Raw genomic sequence first — 23,284 nt, 5'->3', positions numbered from 1 at the left:
CTATTTGAATTTAGGTAAATATTATGGCATTAACAGAAATGTTCCGGCATTCAAAAGAAGAACATCTCGAATATAAACACTATTCAGCGTCTGTAAATCGATTCTCTCTTATGACAAGCGATTTATTGGCTATGACCTGTGCTTTCATTTTTTCGTGGTGGATTGAAAGTATTCGTACAGATATTCCATTCTCTCTCGTTTTCAAAAGTGGTTCAGATATCGCCAGGGCCTGGAGTTTTTTGATCATTATATTGGTCACATGTCTCTGGTCTTGGTGGCACTTACGGCATTACACTTATCGTAAGCCATTCTGGAATGAGCTAAAAGAAACGCTTCTGATGTTAATTGGGTTGGCTATAGCTGATTTAGCAATCGTTGCTATCTCCAAATGGAGTTTTTCTCGCCATCAGTGGGCAATTTTTTGGCTGATAACCATATTTGCTCTGCCATTGTGCCGATGGTTAACCAAAATGCTCTTAATTAAGTTTAAATACTGGAGTATGCCAACTATTATCATCGGCAGCGGAAACAATGCTCGTGATGCTTATTTAGCTATTTGTAGTGAAAAATTACTTGGTTTTGGGGTCATAGGATTTGTTGCTCCAGACAATAATTGTGCCAATAGCCCAATAAACTCTTTTCCACTGCTCCATCTATCTCCAAAACAATTATTGGAAAAACATCATCAACATAAGATTTTCATTGCTCTTGAATATGAACAACATGAATTACAAGATGAGTGGCTACGCTATCTTTCAGCTCATGGAGCCCGTAATATATCGGTAATTCCAACATTACGTGGCGTACCTCTCTATAGCACAAATATGTCTCACTTCTTTAGTCATGAGCTTTTAATGCTCAGGGTTAAAAATAATCTAGCCAAACGTTCATCCATTGTTCTTAAACGTGTATTTGATATTGTCGTATCTTCTTTATTATTGATACTGCTTTCCCCACTATTTTTCTTTATCGGTTGGAAAGTCTCCCGTGATGGAGCATCTCCTTTTTATGGGCATGAGCGTGTAGGGCAAGGGGGACGTCGATTCAAATGCCTGAAATTTCGCTCCATGATTAGTAATTCTGCTGAAGTTCTGGAAAATTTACTCAAAACAGATCCTGCGGCATTAGCTGAATGGCAGAAAGATTTCAAACTCAAAAATGATCCAAGAATTACTTCTATCGGTCATTTTTTACGTAAAACTAGTCTTGACGAACTACCACAGTTGATAAATGTATTCAAAGGTGAGATGAGTCTTGTTGGTCCAAGACCTATAGTTCAAGAAGAACTTGAACGTTATGGAGATGATCAATCATATTACCTTATGGCAAAACCGGGAATGACAGGCCTCTGGCAAGTAAGTGGACGCAATGACGTAGATTATGCAACTCGCGTATACCTTGATAGCTGGTATGTAAAAAATTGGGCACTTTGGAATGATATTGCTATTTTGTTTAAGACAGTTAATGTAGTGCTTAAACGAGACGGTGCTTATTAGCTTACCGCTATACCTAAGACACTTTATTACTTATAAAAAGTTTTATCTTTTCAATCCAGTTATGTAAATTTTCTTCCTTCAGTAAGTAATATTGTAATGAAGGCATTAAGCCATGCTAAACATCGTCCTATTCGAACCAGAAATCCCGCCTAATACAGGCAATATTATCCGTCTATGTGCTAACACAGGCTGTCAGCTCCATTTAATCCAGCCTTTAGGTTTCACATGGGATGACAAACGATTGCGCCGTGCAGGGCTGGATTATCACGAGTTCGCCAATATCAAACAACATCACGATTACCAAGCATTTCTGGAAAGTGAAGGATTAAGCGCAGTAAATTCACAATCTCCTTCCGGAGCTCGCCTGTTTGCCTTAACAACAAAAGGTACTCCAACACACAGTAATGTGAGTTATTGTGATGGTGATTATCTGATGTTTGGTCCGGAAACTCGCGGCCTGCCGCCTTATGTGCTGGATAATATGCCGCCCGAACAGAAAATAAGGATTCCAATGCTGCCTGATAGCCGCAGTATGAATCTTTCTAATACTGTGGCAGTGGTGGTGTTTGAAGCATGGCGGCAACTTGGCTACCAAGGTGCTTTATTGCGGGATTAAAACACAGCACTCAGCACCTAACAGTGCTGAGTGCTTTTAATTATTTGTTCTAAAAAGAGATAGAACCTTAAATCCCATCTCCATTCTCAAAACCATGATTCATTCCATTAAAATGCTGGTCCATATCCAGAGATGGTTTTTCGCTTTCCGGTTTACCAACAATCCTCGCTGGAACACCGGCAACTGTGGTATGTGGTGGAACAGGTCTTAACACTACTGAACCTGCCCCAATTTTCGCACCGCGACCGATTTCGATATTGCCGAGGATCTTAGCTCCGGCACCAATCATCACGCCTTCACGCACTTTCGGGTGTCGATCTCCGCATGCTTTGCCCGTTCCGCCAAGCGTCACTGATTGCAGGATAGAAACATCATTCTCAACAATCGCGGTCTCACCGATAACAATGCCTGTTGCGTGGTCAAGCATAATGCCGCAGCCAATTCTTGCAGCCGGATGAATATCCACACCAAAAGAAACAGAAATCTGGTTTTGCATGTAAACAGCCAATGCCTTGCGCTCTTGCTTCCATAGCCAGTGTGCAATTCGATATCCCTGTAGAGCATGAAAACCTTTCAGGTAAAGCAGGGGAGTGGAGTATTTATCTACGGCGGGGTCACGCAACCTGACAGCTTTGATATCATAGGCTGCCGATTCGATCATCTGTGGCTCACTGCCATAAGCATCTTCAACAACTTCTCTGACCGCAATAGCAGGCATAATCGGTGTCGCTAGTTTATTTGCCAGCATATAGCTTAAAGCACTGCCAAGATTTTCATGTTTAAGTAATGTTGCATGAAAAAAGCTGGCTAACATAGGCTCACAATCGGCTAGCTCTCTCGCCTCATGTTTTATATTTTCCCAAACTTCTCTTAGTTCTTCTCGAGACATATCAATCATTCTCATGTGATTGTTTTTATACCCGTAGTCTTTCAAGTGGCCTCTTTGTTGGCTGAGCTCACTCATTCCCCTGCCGCCGCGATGCAGCTTAAAATCCATAGGGTATATTATGTATGGATATTTTGGGTAACTTAACCGTGGGAATCTTCTCCTTCATCCCTTGTCGCTCTTCCCAATAATGCCTGAGCTGCTTCGAGTACATTTTTGTGACGATATAGTATCTGGTAGATTTGCTCTGTTATCGGCATTTCAACCCCAACTCGTCTGGCGAGTGCCCGAACTTCTTTGGTATTACGATAACCTTCAACAACCTGCCCTATTTCACTCTGAGCAGCGTCAACATTAACTCCCTGCCCCAGCATCATACCGAAACGACGGTTACGGGATTGGTTATCCGTACAAGTCAGTACTAAGTCGCCCAACCCTGCCATGCCCATAAATGTGGAAGGATCCGCCCCCAGAGCAACACCAAGTCGGCTCATTTCAGCCAGACCACGAGTTATCAGTGCAGTACGGGCATTGGCGCCGAACCCCATACCATCGGAAATCCCGGCACCAATAGCAATCACGTTTTTGACTGCACCACCAAGCTGTACTCCGATAAAATCAGGGTTTTTGTATACTCGGAAGCTTTTACCGCAGTGAAAAAGCTGCTGGAGTTCTTCACCAAATTCAGATGTTGTCGCAGATACCGCAATCGCTGTCGGTAAACCTGCCGCCAGTTCTTTCGCAAATGTCGGGCCGGACACCACCGCTAACGGGATTTCATTGCCTAATATCTCACGTGCCACATCCTGTAATAAACGCCCCGTTTCTGCTTCAAGGCCTTTAGTGGCCCAAACAATGCGGGAATTTGGTTGTAAGTGCGGCTTTATTTGCTGTAAAACATCGCCGAAGACATGGCTGGGAACCACGATCAGGATATTCCGGCTGGCTGAAATAGCGTTCTTCAGTTCAGCTTCAAGCTGTAAACTATCAGGGAAAGAAACATCCGGTAAAAATGCCTGATTACATCTGGCTTGCTGCAAAGCTCGGACATGCTCAGGGTTATGACCCCAGAGCACAACATCATGCCCGTTACGGGCCAGTGTAATGGCTAAAGCGGTGCCGTATGAGCCGGCACCGATAACTGTCATAGAAGCAGTATTCATTAGGCTTCCTGTGTTGCCTCATCAGACTGGGAATCAGACTGTTGCTGCAAGTAATTCATGAACAGAGCATCAAAGTTAACTGGTGCCAGGTTCAATTGTGGGAAAGTACCACGGCCTACCAGGCTGGTGATGCATTCACGGGCATACGGGAACAGAATGTTCGGGCAATATGCACCTAAGCAGTGCGCCAGTTGAGTTCCTTCGATGCCATCAACAGAGAAAATACCAGCCTGTTGAACTTCACACAAGAACGCAGTTTCTTCTCCCAATGTCGCCGTAACAGTGACACGCAGAACAACTTCATAAACTCCCTGAACCAATTCACTAGAAGCAGTATCCAGATCCAGCTTAACTTCCGGCTGCCATTCTTCTTGGAAGATCTGAGGTGCTTTAGGGGCTTCGAAAGAAATGTCTTTCGTGTATACGCGTTGGATCTGGAAAGCCATTTCTGTGTTGTTTTGTTCTGACATAATAATTTTTACCTTTTGTATATCCTTATTAAACCTAGATTATGTAAGTACTAAGTATACTGCTTACATTCACATTCGTTACTTTTTGCCACGGGCTAATGGTAAGTTTTCACCTGTCCACCCGGCAATTCCCTCTTTCAGGGTATAAACTTGTTCAAAGCCTGCTTTCACCAGATTCTCTGCCGGTGTTTTCGATTCCAGACCATTCGCAGAAACAACAATAACAGGCTGCTTTTTGTGTTTTTCCAACTCACCCAGATTGTTATCTTTAATCTCGGATGGAGTCAGGTTAACAGAACCAATGATATGCCCTCTGCGGAAATCGTCACGGGAGCGTAAATCCACGACGATACCATCTTCTTTATTGATGAAATGGATGACCTGTGCGCGAGTGATATCTTTACTCTTGGAGAACACACTTTTTAGTGTCAGGACGATAACAGCCACTAACAGGGCAATCCAGACGAGGCTCAGGATCGTGTTCCGGCTAATAAATTGCATGATTTCTTGCGGCATGGAGGGCAACAACTCCCATTAGTTAATAACAAAAATCTTAAGGTAACAGAGTATACCTGTGTGTTGTGTCAATTACAGCCAGTTAGCATCAACCTAATGCAGTTTTTGCGGAGAGTTTCGAGAAAAAATAAAAAATCCTCATGAAATACTTGATTGCCATATTCCGCTAAAATATTTCATGCCAAACTGGTCAGATACAGGATTTTCGATAATAAATGAGCTAAATTCACTAAAATTTAGATTATGATTCGGGAAGACAAAAAAGCTGTCCATTCTCTGGTCAGAGGCAATTTCACATGAAATAATCGGGCACAACAGACATATAATAGACAAGTACTATAAATAGTTAGTGTAGAGCGGGGAAAGGTACTGAATCAAATGGCTGATAATAAGGGTTTCAAAAGTTGTAACCTTCGGAAGAAGCAAAAACAGTGGCAATTTAGTAGCAGCGTTTTACTGTTCTGTGCCCTACTGTTTGCTTTTTTCTGTTCGGGAACCTTTGCCAATCAAATTTCAGAAAATAAAAACCAGCTCAAAGATATTCAGCAGGACATTGCCGAAAAAGAGAAAAGTGTCAAACAACAGCAAAAACAACGCACTGAACTCCTCAGCCAGCTCAAGGAGCAAGAGAGTACCATTTCAGAAGTCGGTCGTTCACTGCATAGCACGCAGCTTCACCTGAATAAACTGGGGAATGAAATCACCTCCCTGACGAAAAATATTCAGCGTCTGCAAATGCAACAAAAAGAACAGCGCAAACGGCTTGCCAGCCAGTTGGATGCAGCATTCCGACAAGGAAATCATCAAGGGTTAGAGTTACTGCTAAATGGCCCAGAAGCCCAGCGTAAAGAACGTATACTGGCTTATTACAGTTATCTGAATCAGGCTCGTGAAGAGACTATCACTAAGCTACAAGAAACAACGGATAAACTGAATCAGCAAAAAAAACTGCAACAGGGCAAACAAAATGAGCAACAAACGCTGCTAAACAGCCAAAAACAACAAAAACAAAAAATGGAAGTTGCCCGCACAGCCCGGCAAAACACGCTGACAACTCTTGAATCCGCATTGAAAAAAGATCAACAGAGTCTGGCTGAACTTCGGCAAAACGAAACTCGCCTACGTAATAAAATTGCAAAAGCAGAACGGGAAGCGAAGGCTCGCGCGGAACGGGAAGCGCGTGAAGCTGCACGTGTTCGTGCACAAGTTGCGGCTAAGCAAAAACAAGCCCAACAAAAAGGCTCCAGCTATAAACCAACAGAAGATGAACGTGCGTTGATGGCACGAACGGGTGGACTTGGCCGTCCTGCCGGACAGGCGATCTGGCCTGTTCGGGGCCGAGTTATTCACAGTTTCGGGGAAACAATACAGGGCGAATTACGCTGGAAAGGTATTGTTATCTCGGCAGCGGAAGGGACGGAAGTCAAAGCAATTTCAGATGGGCGAGTATTACTGGCCGACTGGTTACAAGGCTATGGTCTGGTTGTCGTGGTTGAACATGGCAAGGGAGATATGAGTATTTACGGATATAACCAAAGTGCTCTGGTCAGCGTTGGTCAACAAGTCCGTGCCGGTCAGCCGATTGCTCTGGTAGGAAGTAGTGGTGGGCAACAACAGCCTTCACTGTACTTTGAAATTCGCCGTCAGGGACGTGCCGTTAATCCGTTACCGTGGTTAGGAAAATAATAGAGGGAAACCATCGTGCAGCATCTATTAATACAATGCCTACATTCATTCACTCTATTATTTGGGATGCTGCGCTTTCGGTATATTCGGCTCTGGAAAATATTACCGCTTTTTGTTCTTTCATTTACTCTGAATGCTCATCCTGCTCGTTTGGCTATTGTCATTGATGATTTTGGCTACCGCCTTCACAATGAGAACAAAATATTACAAATGCCATCTGCAGTCTCAATAGCAATATTGCCTGACTCTCCACATGGCAGGGAAATGGCACAAAAAGCCCACAAACAAGGGCGAGAAATTTTAATTCACCTGCCAATGTTACCTCTTAGCAAACAACCGTTGGAAAAAAATACCCTGCACCCTTCGATGAATAAAGAGGAAATTGAAGCCATTGTTCGCAACGCCATACAGAAAGTGCCCTATGCGACTGGTATGAATAACCATATGGGCAGCGCAATGACTTCTAATCTTAGCGGTATGAAAAAAGTCATGGGTGCCCTGTCTCAATATCATCTCTATTTTCTGGATAGTGTAACCATTGGTAGCACTCAGGTTGCTAAGGCATCAATAGGCACGCCTGTACAGATACTCCGCCGGAATGTCTTTTTGGATAATGTTCAGACAGAAGCAGAAACTCTGCATCAACTCAATCGCGCTATTGCTCTGGCTCGTAAACAAGGGTCCGCTATCGCAATTGGTCACCCTTACCCAACAACGATTCGTGCATTACGTCAAGGATTAGCAACATTACCAGATGATATTGAGCTGGTAGCTCCCAGCAAATTGCTCAACCACGCTCAACCAGATAAACAGACTGAACAAGAGTGTATTAATTCTCAGAAATCCAACACTAAATCCGGAATAACATCAGAATCCAGAGTGCAATATCTCAAAATGGTTGGAGAAACATTAGTTCCCAGTGCAATCATTCATATCCTGCAACAGCACTTTGAAAAGCTACATAGTACTGACCAAATAAAGTCACAACAGGGAGACGCGATGAAGGATAAAACTACGCAAAAGAAGGCAGGAATAAAAGAGAAGAGCACACAGAATAAAACAGGTGCTCATAAAGCAGTCAGCACCTGTTCTGGTTCTTAACAACTTATTTTACTAAGCTGTATATGAGATTCTCAGTTAATCCCAATGTAGAATAACTTTGCCAGATTGCCCTGAACGCATGATATCAAAGCCTTTCTGGTAATCATCTATTGAGAACTGATGAGTGATAATTGGAGTCAGATCCAGACCAGACTGAATCAATGCCGCCATTTTGTACCATGTTTCGAACATTTCCCGTCCGTAGATACCTTTAATAAACAGCCCTTTGAAAATAACCTGATTCCAGTCAATCGCCATGTCAGAAGGTGGGATCCCCAATAAAGCGATACGCCCACCATGATTCATAGCATTTAGCAAGGTACGGAAAGCCGGTGGTGCTCCTGACATTTCCAAGCCGATATCAAATCCTTCTGTCATACCCAGTTCTGACATAACATCCGTCAGATTTTCCTTACTGACATTCACGGCACGAGTGACACCCATTTGTCTGGCCAGTTCAAGGCGATACTCATTCACATCTGTGATAACAACATGACGTGCGCCAACATGTTTGCACACAGCCGCTGCCATGATGCCAATAGGCCCAGCACCTGATACCAGTACATCTTCTCCGACTAAATCAAAAGAAAGAGCAGTATGAACAGCGTTGCCAAAGGGGTCAAAAATTGCAGCCAGTTCGTCAGAGATATTGTCGGGAATTTTGAAGGCATTGAATGCCGGAATAACCAGATATTCCGCAAATGAACCGGGACGGTTTACCCCGACTCCCGTTGTATTGCGGCATAAGTGAGTACGCCCTCCGCGGCAATTACGGCAATAACCACAAGTAATATGGCCTTCTCCGGATACGCGGTCACCAATCTTGAAGCCTTTGACTTCCTGACCAATTGCGACCACCTTTCCCACATATTCGTGCCCGACAACCATTGGCACCGGAATAGTTTTCTGAGACCACTCATCCCAGTTATAGATATGCACATCCGTCCCGCAGATCGCGGTTTTACGGATTTTAATCATCACATCATTGTGGCCCAATTCCGGTGTGGGCACTTCCGTCATCCAAATCCCTTCTTCTGCCTTTAATTTTGACAACGCTTTCATAGTGATACCTTATGCAATAATATTCAATTGCTTACCGATACGTGTAAATGCATCCACTACATGTTCAATTTGTTCTTTGGTATGGGCGGCTGAGATCTGAGTACGAATGCGCGCCTGACCTTTCGGAACGACCGGGTAGAAGAAGCCAATCACATAGATACCTTCTTTCAACAGCTCGGCGGCAAATTCCTGCGCCAGTTTTGCATCCCCTAACATGACAGGAATGATGGCATGATCAGCTCCAGCCAGTGTAAAACCAGCCGCTGTCATTTTTTCACGGAACAAGTTGGCGTTTCTCCAGAGGCGCTCGCGTAGTTCGTCTCCGTCTTTCAGCATATCCAGAACTTTGATAGATGCGGCAACAATGGAAGGAGCAAGGGAATTGGAGAACAAATAAGGGCGTGAACGCTGACGCAACCACTCCACAACCTCTTTGCGGGCGGCGGTATAACCACCGGATGCACCACCCAAGGCTTTACCAAGTGTACCGGTGATGATATCAACACGTCCCATGACGTCACAGTATTCATGAGTACCGCGGCCATGCTTGCCAACAAACCCGACTGCGTGAGAATCATCAACCATGACCAGTGCGCCAAATTCATCCGCCAAATCACAGATAGATTTCAGATCGGCAATCACGCCATCCATTGAGAACACACCGTCAGTTGCAATCAGGATATTCTGCGCGCCTTCAGCTTTTGCTTTCTCCAGCTGAGCCCTGAGTTCCTGCATATTATTATTGGCATAACGATAACGTTTTGCTTTACACAAACGGATACCATCAATGATGGAAGCATGGTTCAGTGCATCAGAGATAATCGCATCTTCTGGCCCGAATAACGTTTCGAACAAACCACCATTTGCATCAAAACATGAAGAGTACAGAATGGCATCTTCAAAGCCTAAAAATTCAGCGATTTTATTTTCTAATTCTTTGTGGGAATCCTGCGTACCACAAATGAAACGGACAGATGCCATGCCAAAACCATGGCTATCCATTCCTGCTTTTGCAGCCGCTATCAGGTCAGGGTGATTCGCCAACCCTAAGTAGTTATTGGCACAGAAATTAATGACATTGTTACCATCGGCAACAGCAATATCTGCATCTTGTGCAGAGGTAATAATACGTTCATTTTTGAACAACCCTTCCGCGCGGGTTTGTTCCAACTGCTCATTAATTTTCTGATAAAACGAAGCTGACATCTTTCTCTCCTGCTTACCTGAATAAATGAAGTAATAATGCACAATGTATTCTACTTATAGATATCGCCAGTGACGACAGAGAGGAAAGAGATAATATCAAGTTTGTAAAGCGGATCACGGCCTGAAAACTGAGATGTTACAGGATTTCAGGATATTCCCCTATATCAGCAGCTGTCGTCAGTAGGGTTAAGTGATATGATACGCACCAAAGTAAAGCGAACTGACTATTTAGAGGTGGGCCAAATGATTATTGTCACTGGCGGCGCAGGGTTTATTGGCAGCAATATTGTCAAGGCACTGAATGACGAAGGCTACAGAGATATTCTGGTTGTTGATAATCTGAAAGATGGCACAAAATTCGCCAATCTGGTTGATCTGGATATCGCAGATTATATGGATAAAGAAGATTTCATTGCCAGCATCGTTGCAGGTGATGATCTAGGCGATATTGATGCTATTTTCCATGAAGGTGCCTGCTCTTCCACAACAGAGTGGGATGGCAAATATATGATGGACAATAATTATCAGTACTCTAAAGATGTACTGCATTACTGTCTTGAGCGACAGATTCCATTCCTGTATGCCTCTTCTGCCGCCACTTATGGTGGTCGTAGTGACAATTTTATTGAAGAGCGCCAATACGAAAAACCTCTTAATGTGTATGGCTACTCAAAATTCCTGTTTGATCAGTATGTCCGCGATATTCTGCCACATGCAGACTCTCAAATTTGTGGTTTCCGCTATTTCAATGTTTACGGACCGCGTGAAGGGCATAAAGGCAGCATGGCCAGTGTCGCTTTCCATTTAAATACCCAGATTAATCAAGGACAGAATCCGAAATTATTTGCAGGCAGCGAGCATTTCCGCCGGGATTTTATTTATGTGGGTGATGTTGCGGCGGTGAACCTGTGGTTCTGGAAAAACAGCGTTTCTGGCATTTTTAACTGCGGAACTGGACGTGCCGAATCTTTCCAAGCTATTGCTGACGCTGTTACCGGGTTCCATAAAGAAAAGTCTCCAGCCGTGGAATACATTGAATTTCCGGAAAAATTAAAAGGCCGTTATCAGAGCTTCACTCAAGCTGATCTGACAAAACTTCGGGCTGCGGGTTATGACAAGTCATTCAAAACCGTTGCTGAAGGTGTTACCGAATATATGCAATGGCTTAATCAGGATAATTAATCGACCTTTATGAAGATATTGGTGATCGGCCCATCATGGGTGGGTGATATGATGATGTCACAAAGCCTCTACCGTACCTTGAAGGCTTTATACCCAAATGCAGAAATTGATGTGATGGCGCCAGAATGGTGTCGTCCATTACTGGCAAAAATGCCGGAGGTTAATCAAGCTCTGGCAATGCCTCTGGGGCACGGAGCACTTGCCATCGGTGAACGCCGCCGTCTTGGGGTAGCACTGCGTGAACGTAAATATGATCACGCATACATCCTCCCTAATTCGTTTAAATCTGCTTTGGTGCCTTTCTTCGCCAATATCCCTTTGCGTACAGGCTGGCGTGGTGAAATGCGCTATGGTTTGCTGAATGATATCCGCACTCTGAATAAAAGTGCTTTTCCGCTTATGGTTCAGCGCTATGTCGCTCTTGCATATGACGGGAAAACTGTACATAGCGCGGAAAATCTTTCTCACCCTCTGTTATGGCCTCAACTGACTGTCAGTGAGCAAGATATTGCAGAATCAACCGCCGCGTTTAATATCGACGATCATCGCCCCGTTATCGGTTTTTGTCCCGGTGCAGAATTTGGCCCAGCGAAACGCTGGCCGCATTATCATTACGCCACACTTGCCGAACAGCTGATCACCCAAAAGGGCTATCAGATACTGCTATTTGGCTCCGCTAAAGACAATGAAGCCGGTGAAGATATCCGCGCACTTTTGAGTGAAGACGCCCGCAAACAGTGCCTCAACCTTGCAGGCAAGACTTCCCTTGAACAAGCGGTGAATATTATCGCAGCCTGTGATGCTATTGTTACCAATGACTCTGGTTTAATGCATGTCGCGGCAGCCCTGAACCGTCCGCTGGTGGCACTATATGGTCCAAGCAGCCCTAATTTCACTCCTCCGCTGTCAGATAAAGCGGAAGTGATCCGCCTGATTACCGGCTACCATAAAATCAGAAAAGGTGACAGTGATGGTGGCTACCATCAGAGCCTTATCGATATTCAGCCAGAGCGGGTTTTGTCCTCATTGGAAAAACTCTTACAGGCGGAGAACCTGCGTTAATGCGTGTTTTACTGGTAAAAACCTCTTCAATGGGTGATGTGTTACATTCCTTGCCCGCATTAACTGATGCCAAAAAGCACATACCGAATATTAAATTTGACTGGGTCGTTGAAGAAGGCTTTGCTCAAATTCCCACATGGCACAGTGCCGTTGAAACTGTTATTCCGGTTGCGATTCGTCGTTGGAGAAAAAACTGGTTTAGAAAAGATATCCGTGAAGAACGGGCACGTTTCAGGGAGCAGTTACAGCAACAACAATATGATGCAGTTATTGATGCTCAGGGCCTATTAAAAAGTGCTTTTTTCGTGACACGATTGTCGCAAGGCATAAAACATGGCTATGACAGAAAAAGCATTCGTGAACCACTTGCCAGTTTTTTCTACGATCAGCGTCACTCAGTGAGCAAGCAGCAACATGCCGTAGAACGCATTCGTGAATTGTTTGCAGATAGTTTGGGTTATCAAAAACCGGTAGATTCTGGCGACTACGCTATTGCCCGCCATTTTCTGAATCAGCAAACGGAAAGTAAAAATAGTTATCTTGTATTCCTACATGCAACTACTCGTGATGAAAAACACTGGCCGGAAGAGCACTGGCGGCAGCTTATTGCAGAAATTCAGCCTGCTGGTCTGAAAATCAAACTTCCTTGGGGAGCAGAGCATGAACACCAGCGAGCATTACGTCTGGCAGAAGGTTTTTCCCATGTTGAAGTATTGCCAAAACTAACATTAGCAGAAGTTGCACGAGTTATTGCCGGCGCGAAAGTTGTTGTTTCTGTTGATACCGGATTGAGTCATCTTACCGCAGCACTTGATCGTCCGAATATTACACTGTTCGGACCAACAGACCCGGGTTTGATTGGCGGCTATGGGAAAGAACAGCATTCTCTGAAGTCAAAAGATAATACGATGAAGAGTATTAAACCATCAGAGATTATGCTGTTCTTGCAGGGTGTGCTACTTTCGGGGTAAAGCTGGTTTCGCAAAAGAACTTAAAGCATCTTCAAATTCATGTAAGAACTTTTCATAATTCATGCTTTCTTTAGACCACTCAACAGCGTTTCTGCTCATTGATTCATATAACGATGGATCTTTGAGTAAACGTTCAATTGCATTGGCACAGTCAATATGTGAAAGCAATTTAGGCTCTGTTAATTGATCATTAATAGGATCATACACTTGGTGAGGAAAATTTATATCAATGCCAGTGAGTTTTTTATGTTCTTCGATAGAAATGGTAGGTTTTAGACCTATGCCACAATATCCGTCTTTAACCGCTTCTGGTTGACCGTCTACTAACGGGAAAATCACTGGTACAGCATTACTTAATGCTTCAATGCATGATAGACCAAATGGTTCTGTAATAGGAGAACTCATATATATATCAATTTTTTTATAAAATTTACTCATATCAGCCTGATATCCAATAAATTTAACATGCTTTTCTATTCCTAATTTATGTACTAACTCCTCTAAATCATTTTTTATTTCTCCATCACCAGCAATAAGTAATTGTGTATTGATATTTTTCCTTATTAATTCGTTTACTACTAATATAGAAACACTAATACCTTTTAAGCTCACTAGCCTGGATGCAGTACCAATCACAACACTATTTTTAATGAAATCCTTTGTTTTTTTTTCAATTGCGATAGATAATCGATTTGTTATAGTTTCGATAGGAAAAACAGGTTTAAACCTTATCTCCATTACACGACAAGCCGCATGAGAGGCTGCAATCGCTCCATTAAGCATAGAAAAAAACTCTAGAGTCTTCCCATGTTGAGAGTAACGCCATGAACATCCATGATCATAGTAGATAATAGGGCACGATGTCTTTTTTAATAATTTAGGAACAAAGTCCCATACAATAACTAAATCTGGTTTTGCTCTTTCAATTTTTATTTGTAGTATAAATTTTCTAATAAAAGCAGGGTATTTAAACTTCAATTTATTGATAATTCTATTCGAATAAATAATTTTCGAACTAGAAAGTTCAGATAAAATATTCTTATTAACATCATTACTTGTGCATATCACATAGTTCTCAAAAGAGCTATTTTTCAAATACTCAATAAAAAGACGTTCAGCTCCTCCAAACCCTTGTAAATTTATAATATGTGATACTTTCATAGTTAGCTTAGCCTTAAAAAATAAATCAAATAAAAAATAGCATGAACAGTTTATATGCTATTACACAAGATAATTTACCATTTATTTTTTCATTAAAATAGTATGTATGATATAATTTTTCAATAAATAAATTACATTTCCGGGATCCTTCTCATGATTGAAATAGAAAAAATCATAAAACTCAAAAAACAAATTGGGAAAAAAGAAGATATAAAAAACCCGTTCCACATCGCATTCGGTGTTGATAAAAATTTTATCAGACCCGCAGGAGTAACTATAACATCGATTATAAAAAACAATCCTGATATTTATTTTCATTTTCATTTATTAACAACTGAAATAACAGATAACGATTTAAAAAAAATAAAAAACATTGATAAAGAAAAATCATTAATAACTATTTATTGGTTTGATGCCAGTATATTCCAATCATTACAAGAGAAAGAAAACCTACCTATCTCCATGTATTATAGATTAATAATTCCTAATTTGTTACAAAAATTTACCGATAGAGTATTATATTTAGATGCAGATATAATATGCTTGAGTAGTATATCAAACCTAAAAGAAATAGATTTTAGAGATAACGTAGCTGGTGTTGTAAATCAAAAAAATATAGATAAAAAAAATATTTACTCACTGAATTTGAAGGATAAAAATTTCTATTTTAATTCTGGCGTATTATTAATAAACATACCTCAATGGATATCTAGAAATATCCTAAGTGAGTTTATGAAAACTATAAATCTTAGAGAGTATTTATATCCAGATCAAGACGTGTTAAATATTATATTGGAAGATAAAATTATTCCATTACCAAGCGCATATAATAGATTTAATGAAGATAGAAATTTATCAGGTGATGATACAGTTTTTTTACATTTTACAGGAACCCCTAAACCATGGAAATCTTGGCATGAACAATCTGATATATATATAGAATACTACTCAATATCACCATGGAAGGATATTCCTTTCGAATTACCAACTCAATATAGGCAAATGAGAGTTTATGCGAAAAAATTATGGCGAAAGAAAAAATATATATCTAGTGCTAGGTGGTTTATTTTATATATATTTAATAAATTAACAAAGTAGAATATTTATTAGCCAAAATTATCATATAAATATAATATAAAGCCTGACTTTATGGATCAGGCATAATATATTATAAATCTACATAATAGACGATATATATCAGTAAATTGATGCTATAAAAGAGTTCCCATCACATACAGAAGAAATTTATTCAATATTTAATAATCTATTATTATCTGAATAATTAATTTCAGATATAACTACGTCTGAAGATATAGAGCTCATGATATGGCCATTATCATTTAGTGGCATCGTCGAACCAAGTATAATTTTATGAAGATCTAGATCTTGATACGGCCCTGTTGCATGTGGAACAGCTGTAACAAACAAACTAATTGTCGGTATTTTTAAAGCAATAGCTATGTGCATAGGCCCAGTATCACCAGTAATAAGCAAGTCTAGTTCGCTTATTTTTTGTGTTAACTCAGTTAATGATGTTTTCCCAATAAGATTATCAATTCTACTATGATACTCATTTGGCAATAACTCCATGAATTTTTCTTGCAAATGAATATCTTTAGGTGATCCTATTAATAATATTTTTGCATTATGATCAATTTTTAAAATATACAATGCTACCTGAACAAAATTTTTTACTGGCCAACAACGCTCATAAGACGATGCCCCCATTTGAAAACCTATATATTTATAATATTCTCTAACTGAATTAATACTACATGGAACATGCATTTCAACACTAGATTTCAATGAGAGATCACATCCCAATGGTTTTATTAACTCTAATTTTCTTTGTATAATATGCCCATTAAAATCTTCGACATAATTAGTTAACCATTTATTAATCAATTCATCACTATTATAATTATCCCTAAATACAAATTTAGCACCAGACATTATGGCACTCAAATAATCATATGGACTATGTGAATGTAAGATTATTGCAAGATCAGGAGTACCTGTTTCTTTTATATCTTTTAAGAGATTAGGAATATGATTTACTTTATTATTCCATGTTATAACTTTATCCCAGTCCGTACCATTCTCAAGAAACGACTTGAAATTATGATGGCAAATCAACGTAATAGAAGAATTTTTAAACCTCTTTCTAATGGCATGAATCGCTGGAGTATTCATTAAAAAATCCCCTAACGCAGTAGTAGAATAAATTATTATATTTTTAAATTCTTTTTCTTCCAATTTTTTGAATTGAGCTCTAGAGTATTCGAAGTCTTTTTTCTTAGTATATACCTTTAGAAATAGATCCACCAATCTATATTTTAAACGCTTATTCATTTTACACTGACTCATAAACTTTCATAAAAAAATCAATTCATTATATCATAAAAAACAATAATACATAAAACTATTACGTATGATTAATAACTTACTTTGAAATATAGATTCAAAAGGAATATTGATTTATTTAAAATTTCCTGAAAAATATAACACAGTAAATTTTTCAGGAAAAAATGCACTTTAATCACCTAACTTATTATCTGATAATGAATTATAATCTATTACTTTATAATTAAACTCAAAAACTTTCACTTCATTATTGCAAATATCATTAGATATATATTTACAATCACTTTTAATCCTAGATTCATGTATACCTATCCATTCAGAATAAATAGATAGGAAATCAAAACCACTTCTCAGTGCATCAATATAAATTCGACTCTTACTATCATAAGAAGTAATAAAAAAAGGAACTTGGTAATTTTGCTTATATTTATCGCCATGTGTTAACTTTTGATCTTTTAATTTTCCGTTATAAAAAGAAACTCCATGATCAGAAAAATACATCATAGACCATTTTTTCTTAGTTTTATTAGCTTCATCAACAATCTTTGATAACAGTTTATCTGTATTTTTAATACTCTGGATATAGCATGATATATCTTTATTCAAATAAAAGTTATCATATTTTCCATTTGTTCTTTCACAAAAATTAGTATGAGATCCCATTAGGTGAACAAAAATTATCTTTCTATTTTTATTGTCATTTAATGCATCGACAATTTTAGGTAATAATGAATCATCTGATAATTTTACATAACCATATTCTCCTTTATTAGAGAAAAAATAAGAGTCCGCTTTTTGACCAATCGCACCTACACCTGAATCATGCTCACCTAACATACCTTGGTTTGATAACCAATAAGTATAGTATCCACTTTTATTCGCTAACGATACTATATTATTATTAATTTTTAACTCACCATGTTCTCTTAATGAAAAAGAGTTTGTTAATGATTGAACAGTTGAAGATGCAGCAGAAATATAATTATTGAATAATACTCCATTAGCATGGCTCATAAAAGGTGTATTTCCTAAAGAAAAACCATAACTATTCATCATGTCTTTCCTAGCACTCTCACCAATAACAACAATATAGGTATTATATTTATTTTCCTGCATTGTTGGTTGCCAATCATCAGCCAAACTTAATAATCTATTTTGTTCTTCATATTGTTTTTTCACTTCAACATTAGATGTATATATTTCACAAAAAAATCTTATGGGAGTAAAGCGTATTGATAATAAATCAAGCCTCTTCTCTGTAATAAGAGTTTTAATCGGATTGAAGAATATACCAAAAAAAACAAAAAAACATAAAAAATAGAAAATTATTTTATTTTCTATTTTTAATGATGAAATTAAACATAGCCACCCCGAAAAAACAACAAATAAACTAAATGTAAAATAATAAATAGGTATTGCACTAATAAATTCAAAGCTTTCATTTTTATTTGTATAATACAATGATATCATTGAATTTAAAGAGGGAGGGCCATAAATTAAACCAATGGGAAAATAAACAGCCGATAATGAAATTAGAAATATAACCGCAAGCGTATAAATTAATTTAAATTCACTTAATAATACAAGGAGAAAAGCTAACAAAATTGAATAAAAAGGTCTAAAGGAATATCCTAGAGATAAATTCACCAAAAAACTAAATATAAATATTAATACAATTGGAATGACTTTTCCTTTATTTGATTTTTTAATTTTCATAAAAACACATGAAATATATTTATTAAAATAACCTGACATCATAAAAATCTCTATTCTATTTAGATAGCTTTTAATAAAAATTTAAAACATAAGGAATAAATGAACCTCAGATATCATAAAATGTTAACTTCCTTATTTTATTTTTTTAAAAATTTCAACCGATAATACTCCCCCAACGTCATCCCCTGAGCCAACGGCTTCAAAAACTCAAATAATCCCTCTAAATCCTGATAAAGTTGTTCTATCTGTTCTTCATCCTTAAATGTCGGACTGCCACCGGGCATAAATTCCGATGAATGCAACATAAATTCAACATAATCACTACCAGATGCCAATGTTTGCTGGACAACAGTTTTCATTTGTTCCAGGTTACCACCTTTTGGGCGCAGCCAGTTAACCGATGGAGAACGTTGCTTCCCTCTGAGAGAGTCGTATTTCTGCTTAATAAAAGTCATAAACGGAGAGTGCTTATACTGGACACTCATTGGTACCTGCAACAAAGCAGAGTTCCCTTCTTTGGAAATATCCTGCAAATCCATAAAATAAGCATGAGACGGAAAGTGGCTATAATCTGTTCCACCCTTTCCATTAGGAGCACCTTTAGTAAAACGCCAGTTAACTTTAGGTGTAACAGAGCAATCTATCTGATAGCCATATTCAACCAACAATTGCGCATAATATTCGTTAAATGCCCAGCGCCCCGCACGATGACTCACCATTTTAGTCTGAAGTTTTTCTTCAAGCAGATTTGTCATCAATTCGATTTTCGCCTTGATCTGATCTTTCGGATACTCAATCAGGTACGGCTTATAATGCATATCATCATCAGTCAGGGGTATAATCGGAGGATTGTTCCAGGCATGCAGATGCATACCGACCTCTCCTGCATTTCTGGCAATGACATCTTTAGCAAATTCGATATAGCTATCATCCATTGCCATTTCGTAATTAGTTAACCAAACAGGTTTAAATTCAAAACGCTCACATAAGTCCTGAAATCTGGGTAGGTAATGAGTATTTTTCGTTGAGATATGATCTCGATTTTGCCATAGATCATCACCTTCAGTATCGATCGTGATAATAAAAGCGGGTAATGACATCAACATGCACCAAAATGTGATAATAATAGTTGCCCTAATGGTACTCATAGTAATTACATAGCGCAATTAGAGAATCTTAGCGACTAACTTGAGTGTAAAATCACTCCAGCAAGGCTGTTTTTATTTATATCTAAAGAACTCAATATATGGAAAGAAAAAATAATAAAATCAAAAGAATTCTGGTGATAAAACTACAACATCATGGTGATATGTTGCTGACCACTCCAGTTATCAATACATTGGCTCATCATTACCCTAAGGCAAAAATTGATGTCCTTCTTTATCAAGAAACACTGCCTATGCTGGAAAACTTAAAAGAAATCTCGCAAATTTTTTCAATAGATAGGAAATGGAAGCAGCTAGGAACAAGGAAAAAATTATCATATGAGTGGCAATTGCTGAAAACATTAAGGCAACAACGCTATGACTTGGTTATAAACCTTGCAGATCAGTGGCGAAGCGCATTTATCACCCGTTTTACTGGTGCTCCTATCCGCTTGGCACTTGATTACCCCAAACGCCAAAATTGGAAATGGCGTTTATGCCATACTGAAGTCATATCCACAGATGATCACGAATCTCTACATACAGTAGAACAAAATCTTTCTGTTCTTAATCCACTGAATGTTAAACCCCTCATCACCAAGGTGACAATGAGCTATAGTGAACAAGATTTACAGTGGGTAAAATCATCTCTTTTGAATCATCAATTTTCTGGGCGATATATAGTAATTCAGCCTACTTCTCGCTGGTTCTTTAAATGCTGGAATGAGAAGAAAATGGCACAAGTAATAACTGCCTTACAGAAGGATGGACAAAAAATTATTATTACTTCAGGGCCAGATAATCGAGAGCTAGAGATGGTCAATACTATCTTATCCCACTGCCCTGAGAAGGAGAAAATCCTGTCTCTCGCAGGTTTGTTAACCTTACCTAAACTTGCAGCACTAATCGATCATGCTAATTTATTTATAGGGGTAGATTCTGTCCCTATGCACATGGCTGCTGCACTGAAAACGCCCTGTATTGCGTTATTTGGACCATCAAAACTCACATTCTGGAAGCCTTGGGAATCAATTGGTGAAGTGATTTGGGCTGGTGATTATGGCAATATTCCACACCCTGATGATATCAAAACTCATACAAATGAACGCTATCTCGACCTGATATCAGCAGAGACAGTCATTTCAGCCGCAAGGAAATATATTTCATGAAACCTCTTCGTTTAGCTATTGTCCGTCAAAAATACCGCCCGGATGGAGGGGCTGAACGTTTTGTCTCTCGAGCATTAGAAGCGTTAAATCATCAAAACATTGAGCTCAATGTCATTACGCGCTCCTGGCAGGGAGAGAGTAATCCCAACTGGAATATTCACCTATGTAACCCTGTTAAGCTTGGCAGAATCAGTCGCGAGCGAGGTTTTGCCCAGGCTGCCCGAAAATTATGGCAAAAAGAACAATTCGATTTAGTTCAAAGTCACGAAAGAATTGCTGGTTGCGATATCTATAGAGCTGGTGATGGAGTACATAAATCTTGGCTACATCAACGATCGCGCATTTTACCTAAATGGAAGGCAAAATGGTTGTTAAATAGCCGCTATCACCGCTATATAATGAACGCCGAAAAGGAAATGTATTCAGATAACTCACTGAAGCAAGTCATTTGCAATGCTGAGATGATTAAAAATGAAATTATTGAGGAATTTGGTATATCTGAAGACAAGATTTCCGTGATATACAATGCTATTGATAATAAGAAATTCTTTCCTGCTGATGAACAAATCCGTCAGCAATTACGTAAACAATACGAGATACCTGTTACTGCAAAATGTCTGGTCTACGTTGGTTCAGGATTTGAGCGTAAAGGCTTAGCCGCTGCAATAAAAACAGTGGCAAAAACAGGTGACTACCTACTGGTTATAGGCAAAGACAAAGAACAAAAAAAGTACCAGAAACTTGCTAAAGAGTTAGGATGTTATCCTCGTATTCGATTTATGGGACTACAAAAAAACACCCTCCATTTTTATCAAATGTCTGATACGTTATTATTGCCAACACTGTATGATCCATTTCCGAATGTCATCCTTGAAGCCATGTCATGTGGTTTGCCGGTGATCACCAGCACAACCTGTGGTGGAGCAGAATTTATTACCGAAGGTAAAAATGGCTTTGTCTGTGATGCCTTGGATCTCCCCAAATTGGAGGAAGCAGTCCGGTGTATACCTGACTATATTTTAGGTACAGATATGTCTATGGCAGCAAGAGAGAAGGTGATAAATTCAACTCCTGAAAATTTATCACAACAATTGATTCAGCTTTATCAACGAGTTTTAGCATAGTGAAAGAACATATTCTTTTTGTTATTGATGGATTACCGGGGGGAGGAGCTGAAAATGTGACTCTCCGACTGGCTACTGGTTTACATCAATCAGGTTACCAAGTCTCATTACTTTCACTTAACACCCAATTGGCTTACACGATACCAGAAGGTATTCACTATATTGTCAGCCTTGATCATTATAAGGGGCCGTTAAGAAAGGTAAATGAACTTAATCGCCGTGCTAAAGCTATGGATAAGGTGTTACTGGAACTTTTTCAGCAAAAAGGTAAACCAGTTCTTGTTCTTTCTAACCTACATAAAACTGATCGTATCGTAGTTAAATCAAAACTATTGCATGATTGCAATGTATGGCATTGTATTCATGGTGTTTTTTCAAAGTCATACTTGAGCAATAAAAATACCTTTTCTTCTTGGACAAAAAAAGAAAAGATAAAAAAAGTTTATAAGAATAAAAAAATCATCTGTGTCTCTCATGCAATCTGTAAAGATTTGTTAGAGAACATAGGAGTTCAGCCAGCACAAATAAACACCATTTATAATCCATTTGACTTCAATGAAATAGAAAAAAAGTCCTTACAACCCAATCCTTATCAGAACTTAAACTATCTGCTACATATTGGTCGTTTTCATGAAGTAAAGCGTCAAGACAGACTGATAGAAGCTTTTGCAAAGGCCAAACTACCATGCAAACTTCTTATCGTAGGAAATGGTTCTGAAGAAATAGAAAACGGTATTAAGAAAAAAATTTGTGAATTAGGCCTAAATGATAATGTTATTTTAGCGGGATTCCATTCTAACCCACTGCCTATTATTCACGATGCCAAAGCGGTAATCATCAGTTCTGATAGTGAAGGACTACCCACCGTACTAATAGAAGCATTGATTTGTCATACACCAATAGCCAGCACGGATTGCCCCGGTGGAGTCAGAGAAATCATGACACATGGGCTCGAAAAATATTTATCTGAACTGACTTCTGACGCATTAGCGGAAAAAATGCAGCTTGTTTATACTCAGCCTCCAAAGATCTCAAACATAATGTATGAAAAATTTGAAGTAAGAAATATTATAAAGCAATACATTGCGTTAATAGAAAAATAGCTCAAGCTATTGCCATTTGGGTATAAAGGGCATCCGCATTTTGCACACTTTCTTCAATCCAATGTGATACTATAGCCGCAGTCTA

The 23,284-nt window shown here is 39.1% G+C and carries 21 protein-coding genes; 11 read left to right on the top strand and 10 right to left on the bottom strand.

Going from position 1 to position 23,284, the window contains the following annotated elements:
* Positions 1 to 23: 23 nt before the first annotated feature.
* The gene (gene wbaP / locus Xsto_RS07070) at positions 24 to 1,496 is read left to right on the top strand and encodes an undecaprenyl-phosphate galactose phosphotransferase WbaP (RefSeq protein WP_244590351.1); all 1,473 of its coding nucleotides are present in this window, start codon (positions 24 to 26) and stop codon (positions 1,494 to 1,496) included.
* A gap of 112 nt (positions 1,497 to 1,608) precedes the next feature.
* Positions 1,609 to 2,112: a tRNA (uridine(34)/cytosine(34)/5-carboxymethylaminomethyluridine(34)-2'-O)-methyltransferase TrmL gene (gene trmL, locus Xsto_RS07065; protein ID WP_099124569.1), complete on the top strand. Its 504-nt coding sequence runs from the start codon at positions 1,609 to 1,611 to the stop codon at positions 2,110 to 2,112.
* 67 nt (positions 2,113 to 2,179) lie between these two features.
* Here the strand turns inward: trmL and cysE are convergent, their stop codons facing one another.
* The 4 genes from cysE to Xsto_RS07045 form a co-directional block, all read right to left on the bottom strand.
* The gene (gene cysE, locus Xsto_RS07060) at positions 2,180 to 3,001 is read right to left on the bottom strand and encodes a serine O-acetyltransferase (RefSeq protein ID WP_099124607.1); all 822 of its coding nucleotides are present in this window, start codon (positions 2,999 to 3,001) and stop codon (positions 2,180 to 2,182) included.
* Between the two features lie 140 nt (positions 3,002 to 3,141).
* Positions 3,142 to 4,161 (bottom strand): NAD(P)H-dependent glycerol-3-phosphate dehydrogenase, encoded by a 1,020-nt coding sequence (gene gpsA, locus Xsto_RS07055; protein WP_099124567.1) that lies wholly within the window; start codon positions 4,159 to 4,161, stop codon positions 3,142 to 3,144.
* Entirely contained in the window at positions 4,161 to 4,631 is a 471-nt protein-coding gene (secB, locus tag Xsto_RS07050) for a protein-export chaperone SecB (protein ID WP_099120919.1), read from the bottom strand. Before secB ends, gpsA begins: the two co-directional genes overlap by 1 nt.
* A 78-nt stretch (positions 4,632 to 4,709) precedes the next feature.
* A complete protein-coding gene (locus Xsto_RS07045; protein ID WP_099124565.1) occupies positions 4,710 to 5,147 on the bottom strand; it encodes a rhodanese-like domain-containing protein in 438 nt (145 codons plus the stop codon).
* A gap of 378 nt (positions 5,148 to 5,525) precedes the next feature.
* Between Xsto_RS07045 and envC the strand changes: the two genes are divergently transcribed.
* Together envC and Xsto_RS07035 are read left to right on the top strand one after the other, a co-directional pair.
* The gene (gene envC / locus Xsto_RS07040; protein ID WP_099124563.1) at positions 5,526 to 6,833 is read left to right on the top strand and encodes a murein hydrolase activator EnvC; all 1,308 of its coding nucleotides are present in this window, start codon (positions 5,526 to 5,528) and stop codon (positions 6,831 to 6,833) included.
* Positions 6,834 to 6,899: 66 nt separating this feature from the next.
* Entirely contained in the window at positions 6,900 to 7,934 is a 1,035-nt protein-coding gene (locus tag Xsto_RS07035) for a divergent polysaccharide deacetylase family protein (protein ID WP_099124605.1), read from the top strand.
* 36 nt (positions 7,935 to 7,970) lie between these two features.
* On the opposite strand, the gene tdh is transcribed toward Xsto_RS07035, so the two are convergent.
* Positions 7,971 to 8,996 (bottom strand): L-threonine 3-dehydrogenase, encoded by a 1,026-nt coding sequence (tdh, locus tag Xsto_RS07030; protein ID WP_099124561.1) that lies wholly within the window; start codon positions 8,994 to 8,996, stop codon positions 7,971 to 7,973.
* A 9-nt stretch (positions 8,997 to 9,005) separates the two neighbouring features.
* Positions 9,006 to 10,202, bottom strand: coding sequence for a glycine C-acetyltransferase (gene kbl / locus Xsto_RS07025; RefSeq protein WP_099124559.1), 1,197 nt, complete (start codon positions 10,200 to 10,202; stop codon positions 9,006 to 9,008).
* Positions 10,203 to 10,445: 243 nt separating this feature from the next.
* On the opposite strand from kbl, the gene rfaD reads away from it, so the two are divergent.
* The 3 genes from rfaD to rfaC are packed head-to-tail and all read left to right on the top strand — an operon-like array spanning position 10,446 to position 13,417.
* Positions 10,446 to 11,384 carry an ADP-glyceromanno-heptose 6-epimerase gene (rfaD, locus tag Xsto_RS07020; protein ID WP_099124557.1) on the top strand — a complete coding sequence of 313 codons (939 nt, stop codon included), beginning with the start codon at positions 10,446 to 10,448 and terminating at the stop codon, positions 11,382 to 11,384.
* Positions 11,385 to 11,393: 9 nt separating this feature from the next.
* Complete coding sequence (rfaF, locus tag Xsto_RS07015; RefSeq protein WP_099124555.1) at positions 11,394 to 12,446, top strand: ADP-heptose--LPS heptosyltransferase RfaF; 1,053 nt, start codon at positions 11,394 to 11,396, stop codon at positions 12,444 to 12,446.
* Complete coding sequence (gene rfaC / locus Xsto_RS07010) at positions 12,446 to 13,417, top strand: lipopolysaccharide heptosyltransferase RfaC (protein ID WP_099124553.1); 972 nt, start codon at positions 12,446 to 12,448, stop codon at positions 13,415 to 13,417. The genes rfaF and rfaC overlap by 1 nt, the downstream gene beginning before the upstream one ends.
* Here the strand turns inward: rfaC and Xsto_RS07005 are convergent.
* Positions 13,403 to 14,578: a glycosyltransferase gene (locus Xsto_RS07005; RefSeq protein ID WP_099124551.1), complete on the bottom strand. Its 1,176-nt coding sequence runs from the start codon at positions 14,576 to 14,578 to the stop codon at positions 13,403 to 13,405. The two genes, rfaC and Xsto_RS07005, sit on opposite strands and share 15 nt — an antisense overlap.
* A 153-nt stretch (positions 14,579 to 14,731) precedes the next feature.
* Between Xsto_RS07005 and Xsto_RS07000 the strand changes: the two genes are divergently transcribed.
* Positions 14,732 to 15,676, top strand: coding sequence for a glycosyltransferase family 8 protein (locus Xsto_RS07000; protein WP_099124550.1), 945 nt, complete (start codon positions 14,732 to 14,734; stop codon positions 15,674 to 15,676).
* Between the two features lie 147 nt (positions 15,677 to 15,823).
* Here Xsto_RS07000 and Xsto_RS06995 read toward each other — a convergent pair whose 3' ends face one another.
* The 3 genes from Xsto_RS06995 to Xsto_RS06985 all read right to left on the bottom strand — a co-directional run bounded on the left by Xsto_RS06995 (position 15,824) and on the right by Xsto_RS06985 (position 19,758).
* Positions 15,824 to 16,930, bottom strand: a complete 1,107-nt coding sequence (locus Xsto_RS06995; protein WP_099124603.1) for a glycosyltransferase family 9 protein — start codon at positions 16,928 to 16,930, stop codon at positions 15,824 to 15,826.
* Positions 16,931 to 17,113: 183 nt separating this feature from the next.
* Complete coding sequence (locus Xsto_RS06990; RefSeq protein ID WP_169926602.1) at positions 17,114 to 18,658, bottom strand: phosphoethanolamine transferase; 1,545 nt, start codon at positions 18,656 to 18,658, stop codon at positions 17,114 to 17,116.
* 137 nt (positions 18,659 to 18,795) lie between these two features.
* Positions 18,796 to 19,758, bottom strand: coding sequence for a polysaccharide deacetylase family protein (locus Xsto_RS06985; RefSeq protein ID WP_099124546.1), 963 nt, complete (start codon positions 19,756 to 19,758; stop codon positions 18,796 to 18,798).
* A 146-nt stretch (positions 19,759 to 19,904) separates the two neighbouring features.
* On the opposite strand from Xsto_RS06985, the gene rfaQ reads away from it, so the two are divergent.
* Genes rfaQ through Xsto_RS06970 form a run of 3 tightly spaced genes read left to right on the top strand, consistent with a single transcriptional unit; the run spans position 19,905 to position 23,199 of the window.
* Complete coding sequence (rfaQ, locus tag Xsto_RS06980) at positions 19,905 to 20,972, top strand: putative lipopolysaccharide heptosyltransferase III (protein WP_099124544.1); 1,068 nt, start codon at positions 19,905 to 19,907, stop codon at positions 20,970 to 20,972.
* Positions 20,969 to 22,096: a glycosyltransferase family 4 protein gene (locus tag Xsto_RS06975; RefSeq protein WP_099124542.1), complete on the top strand. Its 1,128-nt coding sequence runs from the start codon at positions 20,969 to 20,971 to the stop codon at positions 22,094 to 22,096. The genes rfaQ and Xsto_RS06975 overlap by 4 nt, the downstream gene beginning before the upstream one ends.
* Positions 22,096 to 23,199: a glycosyltransferase gene (locus Xsto_RS06970; protein ID WP_099124540.1), complete on the top strand. Its 1,104-nt coding sequence runs from the start codon at positions 22,096 to 22,098 to the stop codon at positions 23,197 to 23,199. Before Xsto_RS06975 ends, Xsto_RS06970 begins: the two co-directional genes overlap by 1 nt.
* Positions 23,200 to 23,284: the final 85 nt, after the last annotated feature.

It is taken from the genome of Xenorhabdus stockiae, assembly GCF_002632825.1.
Classification (GTDB): Bacteria; Pseudomonadota; Gammaproteobacteria; order Enterobacterales; family Enterobacteriaceae; genus Xenorhabdus; species Xenorhabdus stockiae.
The sequence above is the reverse complement of the archived record's forward strand: the minus strand, read 5'-3'. Positions and strand labels throughout refer to the sequence as shown.